We start from the raw sequence: 24131 nt of genomic DNA, 5'->3' as shown, positions 1-24131 counted from the left end.
CGAGTGGGCGGAGGAGACGCCGCTGGACGACGTCCCCTCCCTGGCCGACGAGCTGCTGGGCCCGCACCGGGACGCGGACGACGAGGACGAGGACGGTGACGCGGGGGGCGGCGGCCGGGTCTCGCCCACCGCCTCGGGGACCTCGCCGCGCGGGATGATCGCGGTCTCCTCGTTGTCGGGGTTGGCCAGCGGGATCCGCACGGTCTCCGCGTTGTCCGGCTCGGCGGACCCCGCCGGACGCCCGTCAGGGGCGGCAGGAGCGGCAGGGGCGGCAGGACCGGACGCAGCGGCGGACGCCTCGGCCGCCAGCCGGGCCTGCTCCGCCCGCAGCAGCGCCTCCTCGGCCTTCCGCTGCTTCTCCCGCCGCCGCTCCTCGGCCTGGGCGCGCAGCCGCGCCTCCTCCTCGGCCTCGCGCCGGCGCCGTTCCTCCTCCTCGCGGCGCAGCCGCTCCTCCGCCTCCCGGCGGCGGCGCTCCTCCTCCGCGAGCCTGCGGGCCTCCTCGGCCAGCCGGCGCGCTTCCTCGGCCCGGCGCGCCTCCTCGGCGAGCCGCCGTTCCTCCTCCTCGCGCCGCCTGCGCTCCTCCTCCTCGGCGCGCAGCCGCTCCAGCTCCGCCTGGCGCTCGCGCTCCAGGCGCTCTTCCTCCTCCTTGCGCCTGCGCTCCTCCTCCGCGCGCCGCCGCGCCTCCTCCTCGGCACGCCGCCGCGCCTCCTCGATGGCGCGCACCTCGGCCTCGGACAGCGGCAGCATCCGGTCGAGCCGGTGCCGGGCGGCGGTGGTGACGGACGCCGGGTCCTGGCCCGCGTCGATCACCAGGTAGCGCGTGGGGTCGGCGGCGGCCAGCGCCAGGAACCCGGCCCGCACCCGCTGGTGGAACTCGCTGGGCTCGGACTCCAGCCGGTCCGGCGCCTCGGTGAACCGCTCCCGCGCGGTCTCCGGCGACACGTCCAGCAGCACGGTCAGATGCGGAACGAGCCCGCCCGTCGCCCACCGCGAGATCCGCGCGACCTCCGTGGAGGACAGGTCGCGGCCGGCGCCCTGGTAGGCGATGGACGAGTCGGTGTACCGGTCGGAGATGACGACGGCGCCGCGCTCCAGCGCGGGCCGGACGACGGACTCGACGTGCTCGGCGCGGTCGGCCGCGTACAGCAGGGCCTCGGCCCGGTGCGACAGGCCGCCGGAGGCCACGTCGAGCAGGATCGCCCGCAGCCGCTGGCCGACCGGCGTGGCGCCGGGCTCCCGGGTGACGACGACCTCGTGGCCCTTGCCGCGGATCCACTCCGCCAGCGCCTCGACCTGGGTGGACTTGCCCGCGCCGTCGCCGCCCTCGACGGCGATGAAGAATCCGGTGGCGGCGGGCGCCGGCCGCTCCGGCCGGGAGCCGCCGCGCAGCGCGTCCGCCAGATCGCGGCGGAACGGCACGCCGCGCCGGTCGTCGGCGCGGCCCAGCACGATGGCCGCGACGGGCAGCAGCAGCGCGCCGATGATCATCAGGGTGAACGCGGCGCCGCCGTGCTGGAGGACGAAGTCGCCGCGCTCCACCCGGTGCGGGCCGATGAACGCGGCGCCGAGCGGGGCCGCGACCAGCGCGAGGGCGACGGCGACCCGGATCACGGCGTGCAGGTGCTGGGTGACCCGGGGCCTGCGGAACGCCTCGGTCTCCTGGTCGAGCAGCACGTGCCCGGTGTTCGCGGCGACGCCGGCCAGCAGGCCGGTGGCGGCGGCGGTGAACAGGACGGTGGCCGTGTCCGCGATGAGGCCGGTGCCGAACAGGCCGAGCCCGGTGAGCGCCAGGGTCAGCGCGAACAGCCGCCGCCGCGACAGCGCGGGCAGCACGGCGGGCGCGATCCGCACGCCGACCGCGACGCCGCCGGTGAGGCCGAGCACCAGCAGCGCGAACGAGACCGGGCCGCCGCCGAAGTCCCCGACGCGCAGCACGCCGAGCGCGACGGCCGCGGCGACGGCGGCGGCGACGGACGCGCAGCCGAGCACGAGCACCGGAACGGCACCGGTCCTGCCCTTGTCGGGAACGGTCCCGGCCGTCGGGCGGCGCAGGCCTTCCAGCGGCGAGACGGGCCGCCGGGACTCGGCGCCCGGCAGCTTCAGGAAGGTCAGCACCGAGACCGACGCGGCGAAGAACCCGGCCGCGACGTACGAGGCGAGGGCCGCCTGGTGGGTGGAGAACCAGTCGAGGCCGGCGGCCAGCACGTTGCTCACCAGGGCCGCCCCGAGCAGGGCGGCGGCGGCGAGCGGGATCGCGACGTAGCCGCTGCGCAGCCACAGCCGCCGCAGCGCCTCGCGGTGGTCGGGCAGCGGCCGGACGGCGGCCCCCTCGGGCGGCGGGGGCGGCAGCAGGGCGGGGGCGACGGTGTCCCGGGTGACGGACCAGATCCGTTCCGCCAAACCGGTGACGAGAACGGTGAGCAGGAGGTAGACGTACGCGCTCTCGGGCACCCAGTCGATCCACAGCGGGGCGACGATCAGCAGCGCGGCGCGGACCCCGTCGGCACCGACCATCGTCCAGCGGCGGTCCAGCGGACCGGCCGGGGCCAGCAGGCCGACGAGCGGGCCGAGCAGCAGCACCCCGGCCAGGCCGGTGGCCAGCAGCCGCACGGCGAGCGTGAGGGTGACGGCGAGCGCGACGCCACGGTACTCGCCGCCGAAGAGCGGCTCACCGCCGTCCTCCGGCACGAGGAGGGCGGCCTGGACGGAGAGCAGGATCAGCACCAGCTGGGCGAGGGCGTCGCCTATGCCGCCGGCGAACGCCGCCTCCCACAGCCGACGCAGCTCGGGAACCTGCAACAGTGCCCGCCGCGCGCGCTCGCGTGAGTCCGCGGCGAGCGCCTCGTCGGTGGCGCCGCGGGCGGGATCGACAACCTCGGGTTGCTCTGCTCGCGTCATTCGGCCAGCGTAACCTTCACCGCGGACGGCGAAACCACGTACCCGAACATCTGACCGGGGAACGGAACCGTCACCGCCGAGGCTACTCCGGCGCGCCCGCCCGGGAGGTGGCCGCCGTGTTCTCCGTCGCGGCGCTCTTCCTCGCCGTGGTCTTCTTCGCGGCGGTCTTCTTGGCCGTGGTCTTCTTCGCGGCCGTCTTCTTCGCGCCCGTGCCCGTGCCCGTACCCGCGCCCGCGTCCCCCGCCTCGCCGGCCGCGGTCTTCTTCGCCGCGGCCTTCTTGGCGGTGCTCTTCTTCGCCGCTGTCTTCTTCGCGGCCGTCTTCTTGGCCGGTCCCTTGGCCCGCTTCTCCGCCAGCAGCTCGTACCCGCGCTCCGGCGTGATGGTCTCCGGGTCGTCGTCGCGGCGCAGCGTCGCGTTCGTCTCCCCGTCCGTCACGTACGGCCCGAACCGCCCGTCCTTCACCACCACCGGCCGCCCGGTCACCGGGTCCTCGCCCAGCTCCTTCAGCGGCGGCTTGGCCGCGGCCCGGCCGCGCTGCTTGGGCTGCGCGTAGATCGCCAGCGCCTCCTCCAGCGTGACGGTGAAGAGCTGCTCCTCGTCGGCCAGCGAGCGCGAGTCCGTCCCCTTCTTCAGGTACGGCCCGTACCGCCCGTTCTGCGCGGTGATCTCCTGCCCCGACTCCGGGTCGGTGCCCACCACGCGCGGCAGGGACAGCAGCTTCAGCGCGTCGTCCAGCGTCACGGCGTCGAGCGACATGGATTTCAGCAGCGAGGCGGTGCGCGGCTTGACCGCGTTCTTCCCGGTGGTCGGCGTGCCCTCGGGCAGCACCTCGGTGACGTACGGCCCGTACCGCCCGTCGCGCGCGACGATCTGGTGTCCGGTCGCCGGGTCGGTGCCCAGCTCGAAGTCGCCGCTCGGCTTGGCCAGCAGCTCCTTGGCCAGCTCGACCGTCAGCTCGTCCGGCGGCAGGTCGTCGGGCACGTCGGCCCGCTTGCCCGGCTCCCCCGGCTCACCACCCGGCTCGGGCGGCGCCTCCACGTACGGCCCGTAGCGGCCGACGCGCAGCACGATGCCGTCCCCGACCGGGAACGACGAGATCTCCCGCGCGTCGATCGCGCCCAGGTCGGTGACCAGCTCCTTCAGCCCGCCGAGGTGGTCGCCGTCGCCGTTGCCCGCGTCGGCCGCGCCGCCGCCGACGGCCTCGCCGCCGTTCTCGCTCTCACCGAAGTAGAAGCGGCGCAGCCACGGCACGGCCTCGGCGTCGCCGGTGGCGATGCGGTCGAGGTCGTCCTCCATCTTCGCGGTGAAGTCGTAGTCGACGAGCCGCCCGAAGTGCTGTTCCAGCAGGTTGACGACGGCGAAGGAGAGGAAGGAGGGGACGAGCGCGGTCCCCTTCTTGAAGACGTAGCGCCGGTCGAGGATGGTGCCGATGATCGTGGCGTAGGTGGAGGGGCGGCCGATCTCCCGCTCCTCCAGCTCCTTGACCAGCGTGGCCTCGGTGTAGCGGGCCGGCGGCTTGGTGGCGTGGCCGTCGGCGGTGATGTCGCGGGCGTCCAGCGGGTCGCCCTCGGCGACGGCCGGCAGCCGCCGCTCGCGGTCGTCCAGTTCGGCGTTCGGGTCGTCGGCGCCCTCGACGTACGCCTTGAGGAAGCCGTGGAACGTGATGACCTTGCCGCTCGCGCCGAACTCGCAGTCCCTGCCGTCCGCGCTGGTGCCCGCGACCCGGACGGCGACCGACTGGCCGACCGCGTCCTTCATCTGGGAGGCGACGGTCCGCTTCCAGATCAGCTCGTACAACCGGTACTGATCGCCCGTCAGACCCGTTTCGGCGGGCGTGCGGAAGCGGTCCCCGGAGGGGCGGATCGCCTCGTGCGCCTCCTGCGCGTTCTTCACCTTGCTCGCGTAGACGCGCGGCCGGTCCGGCAGGTACTCGGCGCCGTAGAGCTGCGTGACCTGGGCACGGGCGGCGGAGACGGCGGTGTCCGACAGGGTGGTGGAGTCGGTCCGCATATAGGTGATGAAGCCGTTCTCGTACAGGCGCTGGGCGACCTGCATGGTGGCCTTCGCGCCCATCCCGAGCTTGCGGGAGGCTTCCTGCTGGAGCGTGGTGGTGCGGAACGGCGCGTACGGCGAGCGCCGGTACGGCTTGGACTCGACCGAGCGGACCGCGAACGACGTGCTCTCCAGCGCCGTGGCCAGCGCGCGGGCGGTCTCCTCGCTGAGCTGCTGAACCTGGCCGGGGTTGCGCAACTGGCCGTCCGGGCCGAAGTCGCGGCCCTGCGCGACGCGCCGGCCGTCGACGGCGGTCAGGCGCGCCTCGAACGATCCCTCGTCGGGGACGGTGGTGAAGGTGCCGGTCAGGTCCCAGTACTCGGCGGAGCGGAACGCGATGCGCTCCCGTTCCCGCTCGACGACGAGCCGGGTGGCGACGGACTGGACCCGGCCCGCGGACAGGCGGGGCATGACCTTCTTCCACAGCACGGGCGAGACTTCGTAGCCGTAGAGCCGGTCGAGGATGCGGCGGGTCTCCTGGGCGTCGACGAGAAGCTGGTTGAGCTCGCGGGGGTTGTCGACCGCGGCTCTGATGGCGTCGCGGGTGATCTCGTGGAAGACCATGCGGCGGACCGGGACCTTGGGCTTGAGGACCTCCTTGAGGTGCCAGGCGATGGCCTCGCCCTCGCGGTCCTCGTCCGTGGCGAGATAGAGCTCGTCGGAGTCGGCCAGCAGCTCCTTGAGCTTCCTGACCTGGTCCTTCTTGTCGCTGTTGACCACGTAGAGCGGCTCGAAGTCCGCGTCGACGTTCACGCCGAGCCGGGCCCAGGGCTGGCCCTTGTACTTGGCGGGCACCTCGGCGGCGCCGCTCGGCAGGTCGCGGATGTGCCCGACGCTGGCCTCGACCACATATCCGGGGCCGAGGTAGCCCTTGATCGTCTTGGCCTTGGCGGGCGACTCGACGATGACGAGTCGGCGGCCGCCGTTCGCGGTCTCGCTGGTCGGGGACAACTTCTTCTCGCTCTTCTCTCCAGCCCAGGGGGAAAGTACTGACGGTGCGGAGTGTGACGGTACATCCCTGCTCTGTGTCAAATGGGAAAACTCCGCGACCGCATCTCGAACGGTAACCCGAGATCCGCCATTCCCGCCGCCCGGTGGCGCCAGCGCGTTGTCCATGGACAGTCACGCACCGTGCCCGCCGCGCGCCGCCCGGACGGCCCGCGCGCCCCGCCGGTCACTCCCGCGGGATCAGAAACCCCTGCTCAACGAGGGGCCGCAGCCACTCCGGCGCGCCGCTACGCACGGCTACCGGATCCACGTCGAGCAACCGTGCGATCGCGTCGAGGATTGTGCCCGCGGTGAGTGTCCCGTCACAGCTTCCGGCAAGGCCCGCGCCGACGGTGTCCATGGCGCGGGCGCGCAGCATGCCGTGCCGCTGGCGCAGCACGACGTGCTCGGGGTCCTCCGCGCCGGGCGCGCCGAGCTGTTCCTGGACGACGCCGTCGGCGAGGACGTAACGGGTGCGCAGCAGCGCGGCGTCGTCGTGGGAGCGGAGGAAGTCCTGCCGTGCGAAATGCGCCCGGATCGTTTCGCCCAGTGGCTGTTCGACGGGGTGCGGCCAGTCCTCGACCACCACGGACGGGCGTCCGGCGCCGGACTTGCGCAGGGTGATCCAGCCGAAGCCGACGGCGTGGGTGCGGCGGGCGGCGAACTCGTCGAGCCAGGCGGCGTACGCCTCCTCGTACGCGGCCTGTTCGCCGCGGTGGGCCCCGGCGTCGCGCAGCCACAGCTCGGTGTACTGGGTGACGTCCTGTTCCTCGCGGCGCACGATCCACGCGTCGCAGCCGGGCGGCACCCAGGCGGCGACCCGCTCGCGCCAGTCCTCGCCGTCGACCTGCTGCCAGTTGGCGAGGATCTGGCACCAGCCGCCGTCCGCGAGGTGGGCGGCGGACTCCCCGACGACCGTGCGGCACAGTTCGTCGCCCGCCAGGCCGCCGTCGCGGTAGGTCAGTCCCCCGCCGCCGTGTCCGGCGCGGGCGGGGGAGATGACGAACGGCGGGTTGGAGACGATGAGGTCGTAGGCGTTCTCCCCGCCGTCCCCGCCGTCCCTGGCGTCCTTCACCGGCTCGAACAGCGATCCCTCGCGCAGGTCGGCGGCCGGGGCGCCGGAGAGGGCGAGGGTGGCCGCGGCCATGCGCAGCGCGCGGGGGTTGACGTCGGTGGCGGTGACGCGGTCGGCGTGCCGGGTGGCGTGCAGGGCCTGCACGCCGCAGCCGGTGCCGAGGTCGAGCACGCGGCGCGCGGGTCGGCGGATCGTCAGCCCGGCGAGCGTGGTGGACGCGCCGCCGACGCCGAGCACGATGTCCCGTGCCTCGCCCCGGTGGCCGAGCGCGTCGGAGACGATCCACCAGTCCTGGCCGTCGTCGCCCGCGTAGGGGCGCACGTCCGCGGTCGCGCGCACCTCGTCGCCGTCGCGCACCAGCCAGCCGTCGCCGAGTGCCGCGTCGAGCGTGGCGTCGCGCGTCGCGCCGGACGGCAGCGCGTGCCGGACCCGCGCCAGCGGCACGGGCAGCCGCAGCAGGAACAGCCGCGTCAGCACGGCGGCGGGCGTGTCGGCTTCGCGCGTGGCGCGCCGGGCGGGCACGGTCTCGCCGCGCGCGAGGGCGGCGTAGGCGGGGGCGCCCAGCAGGTCGAGCAGACCGTCGGGCGTGAACGAGGCGGCCAGCAGCGCCCCCCGCAGGAGGGAGGCGCCGGGGCCGGCGGCGGGCGGCGGAAGCGGAGTGGTGCTCACCTCACCATTGTCCGCGTCCCTTCCGCCCACCGGTCACTCCTCCTCCGGCACGGACGCGGTGGCGGAGGGGCCCGCGCAGCTGTCCTGACGGTCCATCGCCTCGCCCAGCTCACCGCTGCGGAGCTCGCTCAGCGCCTCGTCGCCGCTCTCGCCGAGCGCCTGGAGCTGTTCGGCGATGTCCCGCAGGCCCTCGGCGAACTCGCGCTGGTCGGAGGTGTCGAGGGCGTCGACGCTCTCCTTCATCCCGGCGTAGGAGTCGGACAGCTCGCGCAGCGCGGTCACGGCGTTCTCGCGCAGCTCCGCGCCGTTGTCGACGGGCGGGTCGCCGGCCTGGTCGACCGCGTCCGCGAGGGCGGCGTAGGCGTCGGAGACGTCCTGGAACGCGGCGGAGTCGGCCTCCTGCACCTCTTCGGGGGAGCGGTTGCCCTCGCTGGCCTCGGTGATCGCGGCGTTGGCGGCCTCGATCCGCTCGACCTGGGGCTGCAACTGCTCACAGACGTTCCTGGCCCACTCGTCCGCGTCGTCGCCGTCACCGCCGCCGCACGCCGAGAGCGTGAGGACGGCCAGCGTGGCGCAACCCGACAGTGTGACCGCGAGCTTCTTGTTCACCGTTCCCCGTTCCTCGTCCTTTCGTACCGCTAGGGCGGGAACTTACACGCCACTCATCCCTCTTCCGAGTGACGGCCGGGAATATTGTCCTGAATTTCACCCAGTGGCACCAGTTGTGACGGTGCGTTCGTCACACACGGAAACGCGGCCAGGGAATCGGGTGGGCCGGTGGCTCCGGGCGTGTCGGGCGTCAGGTGAGGGCGGCGGTGGCGGTCGGCCAGGTCATGCGGATCTTTCCGCCGTGGGCGTCGGAGATCACCTCGACGTCGTCGACCAGCCCGCTGATCACGGCCAGGCCCAGCTCGTCGGTCTCCTCGGCGGCCTCGGCGGCCGACTGGTCCCGGGGCGCGGGAACGACGCTCGGCGCGTCGTCGCCGACCTCGATGGAGAACGACTTCTCCCCCTCGGTCAGCACCACCCGCACCGGGCTGGTCAGACCGTGGACGGCGTGCAGGCCCACTGCGCGGCTGCACGCCTCACCGACCGCCAGCCGGAGCTCGTCGAGCACCGACTCGTCGACTCCGGCGCGCCGGGCGACCGCCGCGGCCACCAGCCGGGCGGTGCGCACATGCTCCGGGGACGCGCTGAAGCGAAGTTCGACGGTGGCCATGGCCATCCCCCTTGATCGTGCGGAGACACCGCCCCGGGCCACGGCGCCGACGCCGGTCGGCACCGCCGTCGCGCGGGGCGGTCGCGGTGGTGATCTCTTGGCTGCTGCCCGGCTCGGCGCGCGAGCCGGGACGGCTCAGTCGGTGGCCGCGATGGCCTCGTCCACGGACTCGTGGATGGGGAACACCTTGGTCAGACCCGTGATCCGGAAGATCTTGAGGATCCGCTCCTGGTTGCACACCAGGCGCAGCGAGCCCTCCTGGGCCCGCACCCGCTTCAGGCCGCCGACCAGCACGCCGAGACCGGTGGAGTCGAGGAAGTCGACGCGCTCCATGTCCACCACGAGGTGGTGGTTGCCGTCGTTGACCAGCTCCACCAACTGTTCGCGCAGCTTGGGCGCGGTGTATACGTCAATCTCGCCGCCTACCTCCACGACCGTGCGGTCGCCAACGGTTCGGGTCGACAGGGACAGGTCCACGGATCCTCCAGCACCTTGCATCGAGCGGTCGCCCCCCATGGATCGGCAGCCGCCAGGGCATTCAACCACTTACCGCCTGCCCAGGACGACGTCTTACAGCCATTGTCCGTCGGACCAGTGACACACTCGGTGCCGATGTCCGACACGCACCGACCGCACGAAGCGGGCGACACCGAGGCACACCGCCCATCACCACGGGAGGTGCTCGAACTGTTGCGCGGACGATCCGAGCGGGCGACACGGCTCACCCACATGGAGCAGCTTCCCGCGCGTCCGGGTCACCATGCGCCCTGGCCGGACCGAATACGCCCCGAGGTGATCGACGCCGTCGGGGCCATCGGCATCGAACTCCCCTGGGCACACCAGGCTCGCACGATTCAGCACGCCGTGCGCGGCGAGTCCGTCGTGATCTCCACCGGCACCGCCTCCGGCAAGTCGCTCGCCTACCAGGTGCCGGTCCTGAGCGCCCTCCTCGACGGCCACACGCCCCGGGGACCGCGGGAGGCCACCGCGCTGTATCTCGCGCCGACCAAGGCGCTGGGCGCCGACCAGCTCCGCGCGATCCGCCGGCTGGCCGCACCGCTGGGCGCGGCGGTCCGGCCGGCCGCGTTCGACGGCGACACGGCCGCCGAGGAACGGGCGTGGGCCCGCGAGCACGCGAATCTCCTGCTCACCAACCCCGACATGCTCCACCGCGGCCTGCTGCCCGGCCACCGCCGCTGGTCGTCGTTCCTGCGGGCGCTGCGCTACGTGGTCGTCGACGAGTGCCACGTCTACCGGGGCGTCTTCGGCTCGCACGTCGCGCAGGTGCTGCGCAGGCTCCGGCGCGTCTGCGGGCACTACGGGGCCGAGCCGGTGTTCCTGCTCGCCTCGGCCACCACGGCCGACCCCGGCACGACGGCGTCCCGGCTGACCGGGCTGCCGGTGGCGGCGGTGACGGAGGACGCCTCCCCGCGCGGCGAGCTGGTCTTCGCGCTGTGGGAGCCGCCGCTGACCGAGGCCGTGGGCGAGCGGGGCGCGCCCCTCCGCCGCACCGCGACCGCCGAGACCGCGGAACTGCTCACGGACCTGGTCTCCCACCGGGTGCGCACGGTCGCCTTCGTCCGCTCCCGGCGCGGCGCCGAGCTGATCGCGCTGATCGCGCGGGAACGGCTCGAAGGGGCCGACCGGCGGCGGGTGGCCGCCTACCGGGGCGGCTATCTGCCCGAGGAGCGCCGGGCGTTGGAGCGCGCGCTGCACGAGGGCGAGCTGCTCGGCCTGGCCGCCACGACCGCGCTGGAGCTGGGCGTGGACGTCGCCGGACTCGACGCGGTGCTGCTCGCGGGCTATCCCGGCACCCGGGCCTCGCTGTGGCAGCAGGCGGGCCGCGCCGGGCGCCGGCGGCAGGGCGCGCTGGCCGTCCTGGTGGCGCGGGACGACCCGCTGGACACCTATCTGGTGCACCACCCCGAGGCGCTGTTCCGGCAACCGGTCGAGACGACGGTGCTGGACCCGGGCAACCCCTACGTGCTGGCCCCGCACCTGTGCGCCGCCGCCGCCGAGGTGCCGCTGACCGACGCGGAGTTCGCGGGGGACCGGGCGCTGTTCGACCCGGCGGCGGCCGAGCTGCTGCCGAAGCTGGCCGAGCGGGCGCTGCTGCGCCGCCGCGGCACGTCCTGGTACTGGACCCGGCGGGAGCGGCCCGCCGACATGGTCGGCATCCGGGGGGAGGGCGGCGAGCAGGTGCGCGTCGTGGAGGCCGGCACGGGGCGGCTGCTCGGCACGGTGGACGCCGCCGCCGCGCACACCGCGGTCCACGAGGGGGCGGTCCACCTGCACCAGGGCCTGAGCTACGTGGTCCGGGAGCTGGACCTGAAGGAGTCGGTGGCGCTGGTCGAGGAGGCCAGCCCGCCGTGGTCGACATCGGCCCGCGAGGTCACGGACATCTCCGTGCTGGAGACCGACACCGAGGTGCCCTGGGGGGCGGCACGGCTGTGCTTCGGCTCGGTGGAGGTCACGCATCAGGTCGTCTCCTATCTGCGGCGCCGGCTGCTGACCGGCGAGGTTCTGGGCGAGACCCGGCTGGATCTGCCGCCCCGCACGCTGCGCACGCGCGCGGTGTGGTGGACGGTGACGGAGGACCAACTGGACGCGGCCCGGATCGGCCCGGAGGTCCTGCCGGGGTCGCTGCACGCGGCGGAGCACGCGGCGATCGGCATGCTGCCGCTGTTCGCCACCTGCGACCGCTGGGACATCGGCGGGGTGTCCACCGCGCTGCACCCGGACACCCTGCTGCCCACGGTGTTCGTCCACGACGGTCATCCGGGCGGCGCCGGCTTCGCCGAGCGGGCCTTCCACACGGCGCGCCGGTGGCTGACCGCGACCCGGGACGCGATCGCGTCCTGCGAGTGCGCGAGCGGCTGCCCGTCGTGCATCCAGTCGCCCAAGTGCGGCAACGGCAACGAACCGCTGCACAAGGCCGGCGCCATCCGCCTGCTCACGGAACTGCTGCGTCACTAGGCCCGGCCCTCGCCCTCGCCCGGACCGCGTACGGCCCGGCCCTCGCCTCCGCCGTCAGGTCCGCGATCTCACCGGCGACATGGCACCGCGTCAGGCGAGCCCCCTGCGCCTCGGCCACCCGCCTGGCCAGCCCGCAGGCCGTCTCCGCCCCGGCGAGCGCCCGGTCCGCAGCGGCCAGCGCCGCCAGGTCGGCGGCACCGGCCGCCCGCTGCCGCGCGGCGGTCACCTGGCCCAGGGCCAGCAGGGCGGCGAACACCAGGCACAGCAGGGCGCCGCTCGCCGCCGCCCACACCGTGGCGGACCCCCGGTCCGCCGGGTCAGCCCGGCTCGACATGGGCCACCGCCTCCCCGGAGACCGGCACGGCCAGCGGGCCGGGCCCCAGGGTCCTGGCCTCGACGGACACGCGGTACAGGTCGCCGTCGCGCGCCACCCGCACCTCCGCCCCGCCGGGGGCCGCGGCGCGGGCCACCCGGATGACGTCGGCCTCCTCCTCGCCCCGGGCCGCAGCGCGGGCCGCCGCCCGCGCGGCGTCGCCGCACCGGGTCTGCACACCGACGGCGCCCAGGCCCCACAGCAGCATCCCCAGCAGCAGGACCAGCGCGGGGACGACCACCGCGGTCTCCGCCGTGACATAGCCCCCGTCACGGCCGCGGTCACGGCCCCGGTCAGGGCTGGGTGCTGAGGGCCCGCTCCACCAGTCCCTGCAGGGCATCGGTCACCGCCCCCGAGGTGACGACCTGGTACAGGACGGCGGCGAGGGCGGCTGCCGCGAGGGTGCCGACGGCGTACTCCGCCGTGGACATCCCGGCGTCCCGCCGCCACCCGGACGGCAGCTTCATCGAACGTGTGACTGGCCACATGGCCGGACCTCCCGTGCGCGTCGACGACTTCGACGACTTTGATGAATTGATGGATGGGTCGGTGGGTGGATGGGTCGATGGGTCGGTGCGGGAATCTGATGGGTTGATGGATCCGGAGTGCCCCGGGGGGTTGACGGGCCCGGCCGGGGCTCCGGGCGGACGGCGGCTCACAGCAGCTCCGCCGCGAGGCCGAGCACCACCGGGGCGACGCCGATCAGCAGGAACGCGGGCAGGAAGCACAGCCCCAGCGGCCCCGTCACCAGGACCGCCGCTCGTCTGGCGCGGACCTGGGCGGCGCGGCGGCGGCGGGCCCGGCACTCGGCGGCCTCGGCCGCCACCGCGGCCACCACGGGCGCGCCGCTGGTCCCGGCCAGCTCCAGGCGGCGGGCCAGCGCCGACGCACCCGCCAGACGGCCGAACCGGTCCCACACCGCGGCCGGCTCGCCGCCGAGCCGCAGCTCGGTGGCCGCCCGGCGCAGGCGCTCGCCCACCGGGCCGCCGAGGGACGCCCCGACCGCCTCCGCCGCGATGCCCGGAGTCGCCCCCGCGGCGAGGCAGGCGGCCAGCAGCTCCGTCGCCAGCGGCAGCCGGGGGTCGTCCGGCTCGCGGGACCTTCGCCGGACCCGGCCGGGCAGCGCTCGCGCGGCACGGCGCCACCGGCTACCCGGTGCCGGGATCCCGTCCCGTGGTGCCCGGCCGCCCCGGGCGACCCACCAGGCCAGGGCCAGCAGCACCAGGGACGCCAGCGCCGCCGTCATCCCGGCCCCCGCTCCGCGGCGCGGACGATGGCCCGCACCCAGGCCACCCCCGCCCACTCCAGCAGCGACCCGGCGAGCAGGCAGGCCAGCCCCGCCGGGGTGCCGAACAGCACCCGCAGCGGCGCGACGCCCATCGTGGCGCCCAGCGCCAGCCCGAACAGCGGCAGCGCCGCGAGCACCAGCGCGGTCGCCCTCGGGCCCGCCAACTGGGCCCGTAGCTCCTCCTGCTGGTCGCGCTCGGCGCGCAGCGCCCCCGCCACCCGCTCCAGTCCGGAGGCGAGCGACGCGCCGCCGTCCACCGCCACGGACCAGCAGGCGGCGACGCCGCGCAGCCCCTCGGCCCCGGGCCGCTCCGCCGCCGCGCGCAGGGCCGCGGGCACGTCCCCGCCGTACCGCGCGGCGGCCAGGACGGCGCCACCCGGCACGTCCAGACCGCCGGCGCCCACGGCGGCCAGGGCCTTCCCCGGCGGGCGGCCCGCCCGCACCTCCCCGGCGAGGGAGGCACAGAACACGATGACCGCCTCGCGCCGCTCGTCGGCGGCGCGGCCGGCCAGGCGGGCCCGCCACCACCGCACGACCGCCGGTGCCGTCAGCGCCGCCGCCGCCAGCGGCAGCACGGACCGCCCCCACAGGGCCAGCAGCCCACCGGCCGCCAGGCACCCCAGGACCAGCCGCACGGCTGCCGCGTCCGGCGGGCGCACCGGCGGACGGCGGCGTCGGCCCGGGGGCGCGCCACCGGCTCCGCCCGTCGGCAGCAGCCGGGCCCGGCGCCGCCAGGGCGACCCGTCGGCCAGCAGCCAGGCGCCGGCGCCCGCGCACAGCGCCGCGGCGAAGTGCGGGATCTGTCCGGTCACAGCGGGCACCCCCCGCCCGGGGCGCAGAGCCGGGCCAGCCGCTCCCAGCCGGGTCCGGGCGCGAATCCCCCGGGCTCCCAGCGGACGGCGGGCACGGTGCGGACCAGGCCCGAGCCGTCCCGCCCCAGGACGTGGATCTCGGCGATCCTGCGCCGCCCCGAGGCGCGGTCCCGCACCAGGTGCAGCACCACGGACAGCGCGGCCTCGACCTGGCTGTGCAGCGCGGCGCGGTCCAGCCCGGCGGCGCTGCCCAGCGCTTCCAGCCGGGCCGGGACGTCGGCGGCGGCGTTGGCGTGCAGGGTGCCGCAGCCGCCCTCGTGCCCGGTGTTGAGGGCACCGAGCAGGTCCAGCACCTCCGGGCCCCGGCACTCCCCGACCACCAGCCGGTCCGGGCGCATCCGCAGGGCCTGGCGCACCAGGTCCCGCAGCGTGACTCGGCCCGCGCCCTCCTGGTTGGCCGGGCGGGTCTCCAGCCGCACCACGTGCGGGTGGGCGGGCCGCAGCTCCGCGGAGTCCTCCACCAGCACGATCCGCTCCGCGGGCTCGACCAGGCCGAGGAGGGTGGCCAGCAGGGTGCTCTTGCCCGATCCGGTGCCGCCGCTGATCAGGAACGACAGCCGGGCCGCGACCAGCGAGCGCAGCAGCCGCTCACCGCCGGGCGGGACGGTGCCGGCCTCGCCCAGCTCCGCCAGGGTGAACGCCCGGGCACGGATCACGCGCAGCGACAGGCAGGGCGAGCCGACGACCACGGGCGGCAGGACGGCGTGCATCCGGGTGCCGTCGGGGAGCCGCACGTCGGTCCAGGGACTGGCGTCGTCCAGGCGACGGCCCGCCGCGCCCGCGAGCCGCTGGGCGAGCCTGCGGATGGCCGCGGCGTCCCGGAAACGCACCGGGGCGCGCTCCAGGCCGCGTCCGCGGTCCACCCAGACCTCGTCCGGCCCGTTGACGAGGACGTCGGTGACGTCCGGCTCGGCGAGCAGTGGCTGCAGCGGACCGGCGCCGACCAGTTCGGAGCGCAGCGCGCGGACCACGGACATCACGGCGCTGTCGCCCATCAGCCGCCCCTGGGCGCGCAGCGCGGCGGCGACCCGCCCCGGGGTGGGCTCGGCTCCCTCCTCGGCCAGCCGCAGCCGCACGGCGTCCAGCAGCTCGGGCGACACGGCCGGCTGTCCCGGCTCCGCCGTCACGGCCGCGGCGCTCACGCGGCGGCTCCCGGAGCGGGCAGGGCGCGCTCCAGCAGGGTGGCGCAGAAGGTCGCGAGGACTCCCCGGGCGTTCGCCCCGGGCGGCTCGCCGGCGTCGGCGGCGGCGGACAGGCCCGGCTCGTCGGGCAGCTCACCGGCGAGCGGCAGTCCGAGCAGCCGCGCCAGCTCGGGGCCCGCCAGGCCGCCGGGGCCGGGCGGTCTGGCCACGACCCGCAGGTCCCGCACCAGGGCGCCCGCCGTGGCGATCACGCGCCGGGCGCCGGCGACGGCGCGCAGCTCGCCGGGGACCACCAGGAGCCCCAGGTCGAGCTGGGCCAGCGCCTCGGAGGCCGCCTCGTCCGCGGCGCGCGGGAGGTCGAGGACGACCACGCCGCCGCCGCGCCGCGCGGCGGTCAGCACCGTGCACATCGCCTCGGCCGGCAGCCGCATGGTGTCCGTGCGGTCGTGGCTGAGCAGGCTCAGCCCGTGCAGCCTGGGCAGCGACTCCTCCAGCGCCGCCGCGGAGAGCCGCCCCCGGGCCGCGGCGAACGACGGCCAGCGCGGGCCCGGGGCACGCTCGCCGCCGAGCAGCACGTCCAGCCCGCCGCCCAGCGGGTCGCCGTCCACGAGCATGGTGCGGTGCCCCTGCCGGGCCGCCGTCAGGGCGAGCGCGCAGGCCAGTGAGGAGGCGCCCGCGCCGCCCCGGCCGCCGAGCACGCCGACGGTGAGCGCCGGGGTGCCCGGGCGGTCGACGGCGTCCGCGATGCGGTCGGCCAGCCAGGGCTCGTCGCCCGGGAGGTGCAGCACCTGCTCCGCGCCGAGGGCGACACCGCGGGCCCAGATCGTGTGATCGTCCAGGTCGTGCCCCACCAGCAGCACGCCGGGGCGGCGGCCGGGCCACCGGCCGGGCTCGGGCCGCGCCGTGGCCGGGTCGTCCCCGACGAGGACGAGCGGGGCGCGCTCCCACTGGGCGGCCGACACGGGCGCGCCGTGCACGACCTCGGCCTCGGCCCCCGCGGCGGCGCACAGCCGGAGCAGGTCGTCGAGAAGATCCTCGTTCTCCGTGAGAATCAAAATGGAATCGGCCATGGCCATCCCCCTTCGCACAGCGCGTTCGGTCGGTCGCCGAACGCATCGACAGCCATGGCTTACGGTGCCGTTGTTCGGCGCTTTCCGGGGGCCTCGGGGCGAATCTGTGGATAACTGCGGCCTTGTGAATAAGTCGTTCACCCGTGACGGTGCAAGCGCTCGCGCACGCCGCCAAACCGTCACACGCGCGTTACAATTGATGACGCAACGTTATTCTCTAGGGGAGGGTCGGACCCGTGATCGTGAGCACGAGAAGGCGCCACAGGCGGCCGGGGACTGGCGGCGAGCCGGGGAGAACCGCCCCCGGACATGCGACGACCCCCGCCGGGGGGGAGAGCGGGGGTCGTCTTTCCACGGCCGACTCGGGGGGGGAGGAGTCGGACCGGGATAGCACGGTCGCGAACGATCCGTGACTTCCATGGTGTACCCGAGAGCCTCCTCAGGCAAACCCACGCGCACCAGCGTACGCCGAATGGCGGGCTTTATGCTCGGGACGTGAAAATCCTGGCCCAGCCGCGGACGGCCGCCTTCTTCGATCTGGACAAGACCGTCATCGCGAAGTCGAGCGCCCTCACCTTCAGCAGGTCCTTCTACCAGGGCGGGCTCATCAACCGGCGCGGTGTGCTCCGCAGCGCCTACGCCCAGTTCGTCTATCTGCTCGGCGGAGCCGACCACGACCAGATGGAGCGGATGCGGCAGTACCTGTCGTCGCTCTGCCGAGGCTGGAACGTGAGCCAGGTCAAGGAGATCGTCGCGGAAACCCTCCACGAGGTGATCGATCCGATCATCTACGACGAGGCCGCCTCGCTCATCGAGCAGCACCACGCCGCCGGACGTGACGTGGTCATCGTCAGCTCGTCGGGCGCCGAGGTGGTCGAGCCCATCGGCGAGCTGCTCGGCGCGGACCGCGTGGTGGCCACCCGCATGGTGGTCGAACACGGTTGCTACACCGGTGAGGTCGAGTACTACGCGTACGGCCCGGCCAAGGCCGAGGCGATCGCCGCGCTGGCCGTCTCCGAGGGCTATGACCTCGACCGCTGCTACGCCTACAGCGACTCGGTCACCGATCTCCCGATGCTGGAGGCCGTGGGCCACCCGCACGCGGTCAACCCCGACCGGGGCCTGCGCCGCGAGGCCGTCGCGCGCGGCTGGCCGGTGCTGACGTTCGAACGTCCGGTGCGGCTGCGGCAGCGCCTGCCCGTACTCTCCATGCCGCCCCGGCCCGCGCTCGCCGCGGGCGCCGCCGTCGCCGCCGCGGCCTGCGCGGCCGGCCTCGTCTGGTACGCCAGCCGCCGCCGGATCCCGCGGCCGGGCCGCGTCCGTTTCACCACCGTTTGATGCCATGCGAGGCGCTTGAAGGCGAAAGTAAAATCTCGCACCGAACGCCCCGCTTTTCTTCCCGTTGTCGCCCGGCCGGAGTAGAAAGGACACGACGGCCCCTTCGGACCGGACACATGAACACCGGGCACCCACGCGTAGCCGACCCGCCAACCGGGCCAGCCGTTTCAGGGAAGCGGGACGAGTTCCCGCCCTGACCGGCCTGTATGGTGCACGCACTGATCACCCGGTGGACATGTCCGGCGGCGGCGTCGCGTGACGGCGACCCCGCCGCTTTCCGCGCCAGGTGCCGGGGCGTCAGGCCGCGCCGCGCTGCAGCGCCTCGCACACCGCGACCGACTCGCGCGCCCCCAGCTCGACCGCCCGCCCGCAGTGCGCGATCCAGCCCGCCACACCCTCCGCGGTCCCGGACGCGTAGCCGTCGAGCGCCGCGAGATACGCCTCCCGGCCCTGCTCCGCGTGGCCGACCTCGGACGGCGTCACGCCCTTGGGGTCGAGGCCGGCGCCGATCAGCACGATCCGCTCCGCCGCGCGGGCGACGAGCGCGTTGTGGGTGCCGAACGGCCGCAGCGCCAGCAGCTCGCCGTGCACAACGGCCGCCGTCACCAGCGCCGGGGCGCCCGGGCCGCGCACCAGGATCCGGCTCAGCGCGTCCAGCCGCGCCGCCACCGCCTCCGCGCCGGGCGCCGGCGTGGCGAGGCCGTCGAGACCCGGCTCGGTGACGGACTCGCCCGCCAGCCGGGGCCGGCCCACCGTGTCGTGCGGAACCGTTCCGCCGGCCGCGACCAGGTGCAGCCGGGCCAGGACCCGCAGCGGGGAGTCGCGCCAGACGCCGAGGAGCTGGCCGGCCTCGGCGGTCAGCCGCAGCGCGGCGCCCACGGTCCTGGCCTCCTCCTCGGAGCCGAAGTCGCTGCGCCTGCGCACCTCTTCCAGCGCCCAGTCCGCGCCGGCCAGCGCGGCCGAACCGCGCGCCCCGCGCAGTGCCGCCTCGGCGGTGATCTCGGGGCTGCGGCGGCGCATCACCCGGTGCCCGTACACCCCGTCGACCGCCTTGCGCACGGCGTCGACGGCCGCGGCGACGCCGGGCAGCTCGGCGAGGGGGGCCAGGGGGTCGGTGGTCGTGTCGGCGTTGTTCGCACCCATGGGAGGAGCCTAGGCCCGCCGCGGCGCGCTGGAAGGACACGTCCGAGTGGACTTGTTCACTCCCGCGACGGGGCGGTCGCCGGACACCGATACCCTAATGAACATGAAGATCGCTTTCGTGGGAAAGGGAGGCAGCGGAAAGACCACGCTGTCCTCGCTGTTCATCCGGTATCTGGCGGCCCAGCGCATCCCGGTGACCGCGGTGGACGCCGACATCAACCAGCACCTGGGCGTCGCTCTCGGCCTCGATGAGGACCAGGCCGCCGCGATCCCGCCGCTCGGCGGGCGGCTGCCGCTCATCAAGGACTATTTGCGCGGCGACAATCCGCGCATCGCCTCCGCCGAGGCCATGATCAAGACCACACCTCCGGGCTCCGGCTCACGGCTGCTGCGGCTGGACGAGAACAATCCGGTCTTCGACGCCTGCGCCCGCCAGGTCCCCTTCGACGGCGGCGCGGCGGCCCGGCTGCTCGTCACCGGCCCGTTCACCGAGGACGACCTCGGCGTGGCCTGCTACCACTCCAAGACCGGCGCCGTGGAGCTCTGCCTGAACCATCTGGTGGACGGCCGCGAGGAGTACGTCGTGGTGGACATGACGGCCGGCAGCGACTCGTTCGCCTCCGGCATGTTCACCCGCTTCGACATGACGTTCCTGGTCGCGGAGCCGACCCGCAAGGGCGTGTCCGTGTACCGGCAGTACCGGGAGTACGCCCGGGACTTCGGGGTCGCGCTGCGCGTGGTGGGGAACAAGGTGCAGGGCCCGGAGGATCTGGAGTTCCTCCGTGAGGAGGTCGGCGACGACCTGGTCGTGACGCTGGGGCACTCGGACTGGGTGCGCGCCCTGGAGCGGGGCAGGCAGCGCCCGTTCGCCGAGTTGGAGCCGGTCAACGCGGCGGCGCTCCGCACCCTCCACGAGACCGCGGACGCCGCCTACGCCCGCCGCGACTGGGAGCGGTACACGCGGCAGATGGTGCACTTCCACCTGAAGAACGCGGCGAACTGGGGCAACGAGCGGACCGGGACGGACCTCGCGTCCCAGGTGGACCCGGAGTTCGTGCTGCGGGAAGAGGCGCCGAGCCCGCAGCCCGCCTGACGGCGACCGGCCCACCGGCCCACCGGCCCACCGGCCCACCGGCCCGGCCGGCCGGCCGGCCGGCCGAACCGGCCGGCGGCCCGACCCGCTCGAAGGGTCAGGCCGTCCCGCCGAGGAACGTCTCCCAGCCGCCCTCCGGGTCCTCGCCGACGCCCAGGGTCCGCAGCTTCTCCAGCACCTCCGGATCCTGGGCGTCGAGCCAGTCCACGAGCTGGCGGAACGACACGCAGTGCACCTCGTCGCGCGGGCACAGCTCCTTGATGACCTCCTCGACGGCGTCCATGTAGGCGCCGTCGTTCCAGTCCGCGAAGTGGTTGCCGACGATGAGGGGCGCGCGGTTGCCCTCGTAGGCCCGGTCGAAGGCGGCGAGCAGGCCTTCGCGCATCTGGTCGCCGTCGGCGGCGTTGACGTAGAAGTTGTAGTCCATGGACAGCGTCTCGAACGAGCGGCCCGGCACCGGGACCATCTGGAGCGGGATGTCCCAGACGCCTTCCCGCTTCTCCGGCCAGATCTGCAGGCCGCTGCCGCTGGAGTCGTAGCGGAAGCCCTCCTTCGCCGCCGCCTTCAGCAGGTTGTCCTGGCCCTCCAGGCACGGCGCCCGCCCGCCGACCAGCTCCTGCTCGTAGTCGAACGGCAGCGGTTCGAGGTCGTCGAAGCCCGTGGTGGTCTTCCAGTTCCGCACCATCCACCTGGCCTGGTCGATCTCGCTGCGCCAGTCCTCCACGGACCAGGAGGCCACCCCGCCCGGGCCGCAGAAGTGCCCGTTGAAGTGGGTGCCGATCTCGCTGCCCTCCAGCCACGCGGCGCGCAGCTGCTCCAGGGTGGCGGCGATGTTCTCGTCCTTGAGATAACCGATGTCCGACGCGCCCGGGGGCCGGCCGGGCGGACGGTAGGTGGTGCTCTCGGACTCCGGGAGCAGATACAGACCGGAGAGAAAATAGGTCATGTCCGCGTCGTATTTCTCGCCGAGCCGGCGGAAACGCGAGAACAGCTCATTGCCGTCCTCGCCCGCCCCGTCCCAGGAGAAGACGACGAACTGCGGCGGTTCCTCACCGGGCGCGAGCCGCTCCGCATTCGGCTGATGGGGCTGCCGTCCCGTGTAGGCGGTGGAGCCGTCCCCGATGAGCCGCACCTTGGACCGCTTTCGCTCCGTCTTCTCCGTACCGGCCTTCGCCTTCCCGCCCTTGCCCTCGGCCGATGGGGTGTCATCCCCGTCCGAACACCCGGCACCCGCGGCCATCACCGCCACGGCGAGCGCCACCGCGCCCATCGCCGCCCTGGTCGTCCGCTGCCGTCCTCCGCGCGCAGCAGTCATCGGTCCTCCCGCCACCCCACGAAGGGGATTCGTCCGGTCCTCACATCACCCGACAAACCTCCCTCCCAATCGTGAAAAAAGATGGAAGGACAAGAGTTTTAGATGATTAATTCGCTGGATCGGAGTAAAGCAGGCGGAGAAGGAGACACTGCACTGGCCGAGAGCTTTACGTGGCATTACTCTTCATTTACCAACACTTGAGAGTCGCGATACACGTCACTGACGGCTCTTCCGGATAGACCGATAGAACGGACGGAGACGGAAATGTCCGCCTGCGCCCCCTCTTCCTCTTCACGCTTGCGCGCCGACCTTTCGGCGTCCATCTCGGTGTTCCTCATCGCCCTGCCGCTCTCCCTCGGCATCGCTCTCGCCACCGGCGCCCCGCTCCAGGCGGGCCTGGTCGCCGCGGCCGTCGGCGGCATCGTCGCCGGAGCGCTCGGCGGAGCGCCGCTGCTGGTCAGCGGCCCGACCGCGGGCCTCACGGTGATCACCGCCGAGATCATCCAGCAGTACGGCTGGCGCGCGACCTGCGCCATCACCGCGCTGGCCGGGCTGACCCAGCTCGCCCTCTCCGCGCTGCGCGTGGCGCGGTCCGCGCTCATGGTCAGCCCCGCGATCGTGCACGGCATGGTCGCCGGCATCGGGGTCACCATCGCGCTCTCCCAGCTGCACATCGTCCTCGGCGGCGACCCCGAGAGCTCCGCCATCGAGAACGCGCGGCAGTTGCCCAGCCAGCTCGCCGGCCCCCACCTGGCCGCCATCGCCGTCGGCTCCCTCACCATCGCGGTGCTCCTGGTCTGGCCCCGGCTGCCCGGCCGGGCGGGCGCCACGGTCCGCAGAGCCGCCCCCGCCGCACTCGCCGCCGTCGTGCTGGCCACCTTCGTGCCGTGGGCCGCGGGGATGGACGTGCCCCGCGTCGACCTGCCGTCCTGGAGCAGCCACGCGCTGCCCGAGATGCCCGAGGGCCCGGTCCTCGGCCTGATCACCGCCGTCCTCACCATCACGCTCGTCGGCAGCACCGAGTCGCTGCTCTCCGCCGTCGCCACCGACAAGCTGGCGGCGGCCCGCCAGCGGGCGGGCGGGGCCCGCGTGCCCAAGGCCGACCTCGACCGCGAGCTGCGTGGCCAGGGCGCGGCCAACATGGTGTCCGGCCTGCTCGGCGGGCTGCCCGTCACCGGGGTCGCCGTGCGCAGCTCGGCCAACGTCGCGGCCGGTGCCGTCAGCCGCAAGTCGACCATCCTGCACGGTGTCTGGGTCCTCGTCTCCACCGGCGTGCTGGTCGGCATGCTCCAGCTCATCCCGCTGGCCGCACTGGCCGCACTGGTGATGGTGCTCGGCATCCAGATGGTCAACATCACGCACATCCGCAGCGTCACCAAGCACCGCGAGATCCTGGTCTACGCGGCGACCGCGACCGCCGTCACGCTGCTCGGCGTGCTGGAGGGCGTGGGGATCGGCATCGCGGTGGCGGTCGCGGTCGCCCTGCACCGTCTGGCGCACACCCGCGTCACGCACGAGCGGCTGCCGGACGGCGGTCACCAGGTGCGGGTGCGCGGCCAGTTGACGTTCCTCGCCGTGCCCAGGCTGAGCCGGGTGCTCAGCCAGGTCCCGGACGGCGCGGACGTCACCGTCGAGCTGGACGGCACGTTCATGGACCACGCCGCCTACGAGACGCTGCACGACTGGCAGGCGGCGCACGCCGCGCAGGGCGGGCGCGTCGAGGTCACCGGCAGCACCGGCGAGCCGATCGGGGACCCGGAGCACCGCTGCCGTCCCTGGCAGCCCTGGCGCAACCACCACTGCACCGGGGCCGCGCCGGCCGTGCGGGGCCGTCCCCGCCCGGAGCACGACCAGTTGCTCAGCGGCGTGCGGAACTTCCAGCGGACCACCGCGCCGCGCATGCGCGAGGAGCTGGCCCGGCTCGCGGCGGAGGGACAGCGCCCGTCGCAGCTCTTCCTCACCTGCGCCGACTCGCGCCTGGTCACCAGCATGATCACGTCCAGCGGGCCGGGCGACCTGTTCACCGTGCGGAATGTGGGGAATCTGGTGCCGCCGCCCGGCACCACCGAGTCCTCCGACCACTCCGTGGGCGCGGCCATCGAGTACGCGGTGACGGTGCTGCGCGTCTCCTCCATCACCGTGTGCGGGCACTCGGGTTGCGGCGCGATGCAGGCGCTGCACACCGCCGGGGAGGGGGACCGGGGCGAGGACCCCGCGATGAGCTCGCTGCAGCGCTGGCTGCGGCACGGGCGTCCCAGCCTTGAGCGGCTGCACCGGCGCTCCGGCCCGGTCCCGCGCATCGACGGCCGCCCGGCCGCCGACGAGCTGGAGACCCTCTGCCTGGCCAACGTGGTGCAGCAGCTCGACCACCTGGCCCTGCACCAGTGCGTGGCCGAGCGCCTGGCCGACGGCACGCTCGACCTGCGCGGGATGTACTTCGACGTCGGCGCCGCGCAGGCGTACGTGCTGAGCCGGCCCGTCGACGGGACCGACCCGGTGTTCACCGCCGTGCGGCCCGACGCCGCCGGGGAGGAAGCGGAGCGGGAGGAGATCCTGACGGTCTGACACGCCTCCTCGCCGCGGGGGGGGGGGGGGGGGGGGGGGGGGGGGGGGGGGGGGG

Annotated in this window: 19 protein-coding genes; 4 read left to right on the top strand and 15 right to left on the bottom strand. The window is 74.6% G+C overall.

Annotated features, from left to right (window positions below; all coding sequences use genetic code 11):
• The 6 genes from tmk to ACSNOC_RS19960 form a co-directional block, all read right to left on the bottom strand.
• Positions 1-2898: dTMP kinase (gene tmk, locus ACSNOC_RS19985; protein WP_436748871.1), on the bottom strand; the 2898-nt coding region annotated here is incomplete at its 3' end.
• Positions 2899-2980: 82 nt separating this feature from the next.
• Positions 2981-5902: a type I DNA topoisomerase gene (topA, locus tag ACSNOC_RS19980; RefSeq protein WP_436748870.1), complete on the bottom strand. Its 2922-nt coding sequence runs from the start codon at positions 5900-5902 to the stop codon at positions 2981-2983.
• Positions 5903-6125: 223 nt separating this feature from the next.
• On the bottom strand, positions 6126-7682 hold the full coding sequence (locus ACSNOC_RS19975) for a DUF7059 domain-containing protein (RefSeq protein ID WP_436748869.1): 1557 nt from the start codon (positions 7680-7682) through the stop codon (positions 6126-6128).
• 33 nt (positions 7683-7715) lie between these two features.
• The gene (locus ACSNOC_RS19970; RefSeq protein ID WP_436748868.1) at positions 7716-8291 is read right to left on the bottom strand and encodes a small secreted protein; all 576 of its coding nucleotides are present in this window, start codon (positions 8289-8291) and stop codon (positions 7716-7718) included.
• Between the two features lie 190 nt (positions 8292-8481).
• On the bottom strand, positions 8482-8901 hold the full coding sequence (locus ACSNOC_RS19965; protein WP_436748867.1) for an ATP-binding protein: 420 nt from the start codon (positions 8899-8901) through the stop codon (positions 8482-8484).
• 135 nt (positions 8902-9036) lie between these two features.
• A complete protein-coding gene (locus tag ACSNOC_RS19960; RefSeq protein ID WP_052847650.1) occupies positions 9037-9378 on the bottom strand; it encodes an STAS domain-containing protein in 342 nt (113 codons plus the stop codon).
• Positions 9379-9513: 135 nt separating this feature from the next.
• On the opposite strand from ACSNOC_RS19960, the gene ACSNOC_RS19955 reads away from it, so the two are divergent.
• On the top strand, positions 9514-11877 hold the full coding sequence (locus tag ACSNOC_RS19955) for a DEAD/DEAH box helicase (RefSeq protein WP_436748866.1): 2364 nt from the start codon (positions 9514-9516) through the stop codon (positions 11875-11877).
• On the opposite strand, the gene ACSNOC_RS19950 is transcribed toward ACSNOC_RS19955, so the two are convergent.
• The 7 genes from ACSNOC_RS19950 to ssd all read right to left on the bottom strand — a co-directional run bounded on the left by ACSNOC_RS19950 (position 11855) and on the right by ssd (position 16622).
• Positions 11855-12211 (bottom strand): Rv3654c family TadE-like protein, encoded by a 357-nt coding sequence (locus ACSNOC_RS19950; RefSeq protein ID WP_436748865.1) that lies wholly within the window; start codon positions 12209-12211, stop codon positions 11855-11857. The genes ACSNOC_RS19955 and ACSNOC_RS19950 overlap by 23 nt on opposite strands.
• Positions 12195-12590 (bottom strand): TadE family type IV pilus minor pilin, encoded by a 396-nt coding sequence (locus ACSNOC_RS19945; protein ID WP_436748864.1) that lies wholly within the window; start codon positions 12588-12590, stop codon positions 12195-12197. The genes ACSNOC_RS19950 and ACSNOC_RS19945 overlap by 17 nt, the downstream gene beginning before the upstream one ends.
• Positions 12544-12738 (bottom strand): DUF4244 domain-containing protein, encoded by a 195-nt coding sequence (locus ACSNOC_RS19940; protein ID WP_436748863.1) that lies wholly within the window; start codon positions 12736-12738, stop codon positions 12544-12546. The genes ACSNOC_RS19945 and ACSNOC_RS19940 overlap by 47 nt, the downstream gene beginning before the upstream one ends.
• A 167-nt stretch (positions 12739-12905) precedes the next feature.
• Positions 12906-13496 carry a type II secretion system F family protein gene (locus tag ACSNOC_RS19935; protein WP_436748862.1) on the bottom strand — a complete coding sequence of 197 codons (591 nt, stop codon included), beginning with the start codon at positions 13494-13496 and terminating at the stop codon, positions 12906-12908.
• A complete protein-coding gene (locus ACSNOC_RS19930; protein WP_436748861.1) occupies positions 13493-14359 on the bottom strand; it encodes a type II secretion system F family protein in 867 nt (288 codons plus the stop codon). Before ACSNOC_RS19930 ends, ACSNOC_RS19935 begins: the two co-directional genes overlap by 4 nt.
• Entirely contained in the window at positions 14347-15552 is a 1206-nt protein-coding gene (locus ACSNOC_RS19925) for a TadA family conjugal transfer-associated ATPase (protein ID WP_436748860.1), read from the bottom strand. The genes ACSNOC_RS19930 and ACSNOC_RS19925 overlap by 13 nt, the downstream gene beginning before the upstream one ends.
• Positions 15549-16622, bottom strand: coding sequence for a septum site-determining protein Ssd (gene ssd / locus ACSNOC_RS19920; protein WP_436748859.1), 1074 nt, complete (start codon positions 16620-16622; stop codon positions 15549-15551). The genes ACSNOC_RS19925 and ssd overlap by 4 nt, the downstream gene beginning before the upstream one ends.
• A 495-nt stretch (positions 16623-17117) precedes the next feature.
• Between ssd and ACSNOC_RS19915 the strand changes: the two genes are divergently transcribed.
• Entirely contained in the window at positions 17118-17960 is an 843-nt protein-coding gene (locus tag ACSNOC_RS19915) for an HAD family hydrolase (protein WP_436748858.1), read from the top strand.
• Between the two features lie 297 nt (positions 17961-18257).
• Here the strand turns inward: ACSNOC_RS19915 and ACSNOC_RS19910 are convergent, their stop codons facing one another.
• Positions 18258-19103, bottom strand: a complete 846-nt coding sequence (locus ACSNOC_RS19910; protein ID WP_436748857.1) for an oxidoreductase — start codon at positions 19101-19103, stop codon at positions 18258-18260.
• A gap of 103 nt (positions 19104-19206) precedes the next feature.
• Here ACSNOC_RS19910 and ACSNOC_RS19905 point away from each other — a divergent pair, with 103 nt between their 5' ends.
• On the top strand, positions 19207-20196 hold the full coding sequence (locus ACSNOC_RS19905; RefSeq protein ID WP_436748856.1) for an ATP-binding protein: 990 nt from the start codon (positions 19207-19209) through the stop codon (positions 20194-20196).
• A gap of 97 nt (positions 20197-20293) precedes the next feature.
• Here ACSNOC_RS19905 and ACSNOC_RS19900 read toward each other — a convergent pair whose 3' ends face one another.
• Positions 20294-21511: a hypothetical protein gene (locus ACSNOC_RS19900; RefSeq protein ID WP_436748855.1), complete on the bottom strand. Its 1218-nt coding sequence runs from the start codon at positions 21509-21511 to the stop codon at positions 20294-20296.
• 264 nt (positions 21512-21775) lie between these two features.
• Between ACSNOC_RS19900 and ACSNOC_RS19895 the strand changes: the two genes are divergently transcribed.
• Positions 21776-24076 (top strand): bifunctional SulP family inorganic anion transporter/carbonic anhydrase, encoded by a 2301-nt coding sequence (locus tag ACSNOC_RS19895; protein WP_436748854.1) that lies wholly within the window; start codon positions 21776-21778, stop codon positions 24074-24076.
• Positions 24077-24131: the final 55 nt, after the last annotated feature.

It is taken from the genome of Streptomyces sp. URMC 129 (assembly GCF_051386415.1).
GTDB lineage: Bacteria > Actinomycetota > Actinomycetes > Streptomycetales > Streptomycetaceae > Streptomyces.
This window is presented reverse-complemented; position numbering and strand designations above follow the sequence as displayed.

Coding starts and splice junctions, on each gene's coding strand:
- ACSNOC_RS19950 (WP_436748865.1), bottom strand. CDS start 12,211: ATGTCGAGCCGGGCTGACCCGGCGGACCGGGGGTCCGCCACGGTGTGG.
- ACSNOC_RS19905 (WP_436748856.1), top strand. CDS start 19,207: ATGAAGATCGCTTTCGTGGGAAAGGGAGGCAGCGGAAAGACCACGCTG.
- ACSNOC_RS19910 (WP_436748857.1), bottom strand. CDS start 19,103: ATGGGTGCGAACAACGCCGACACGACCACCGACCCCCTGGCCCCCCTC.
- ACSNOC_RS19935 (WP_436748862.1), bottom strand. CDS start 13,496: ATGACGGCGGCGCTGGCGTCCCTGGTGCTGCTGGCCCTGGCCTGGTGG.
- ACSNOC_RS19940 (WP_436748863.1), bottom strand. CDS start 12,738: ATGTGGCCAGTCACACGTTCGATGAAGCTGCCGTCCGGGTGGCGGCGG.
- ssd (WP_436748859.1), bottom strand. CDS start 16,622: ATGGCCGATTCCATTTTGATTCTCACGGAGAACGAGGATCTTCTCGAC.
- ACSNOC_RS19900 (WP_436748855.1), bottom strand. CDS start 21,511: ATGACTGCTGCGCGCGGAGGACGGCAGCGGACGACCAGGGCGGCGATG.
- ACSNOC_RS19895 (WP_436748854.1), top strand. CDS start 21,776: ATGTCCGCCTGCGCCCCCTCTTCCTCTTCACGCTTGCGCGCCGACCTT.
- ACSNOC_RS19965 (WP_436748867.1), bottom strand. CDS start 8,901: ATGGCCACCGTCGAACTTCGCTTCAGCGCGTCCCCGGAGCATGTGCGC.
- ACSNOC_RS19955 (WP_436748866.1), top strand. CDS start 9,514: ATGTCCGACACGCACCGACCGCACGAAGCGGGCGACACCGAGGCACAC.
- ACSNOC_RS19945 (WP_436748864.1), bottom strand. CDS start 12,590: ATGCCCTGCAGGGACTGGTGGAGCGGGCCCTCAGCACCCAGCCCTGAC.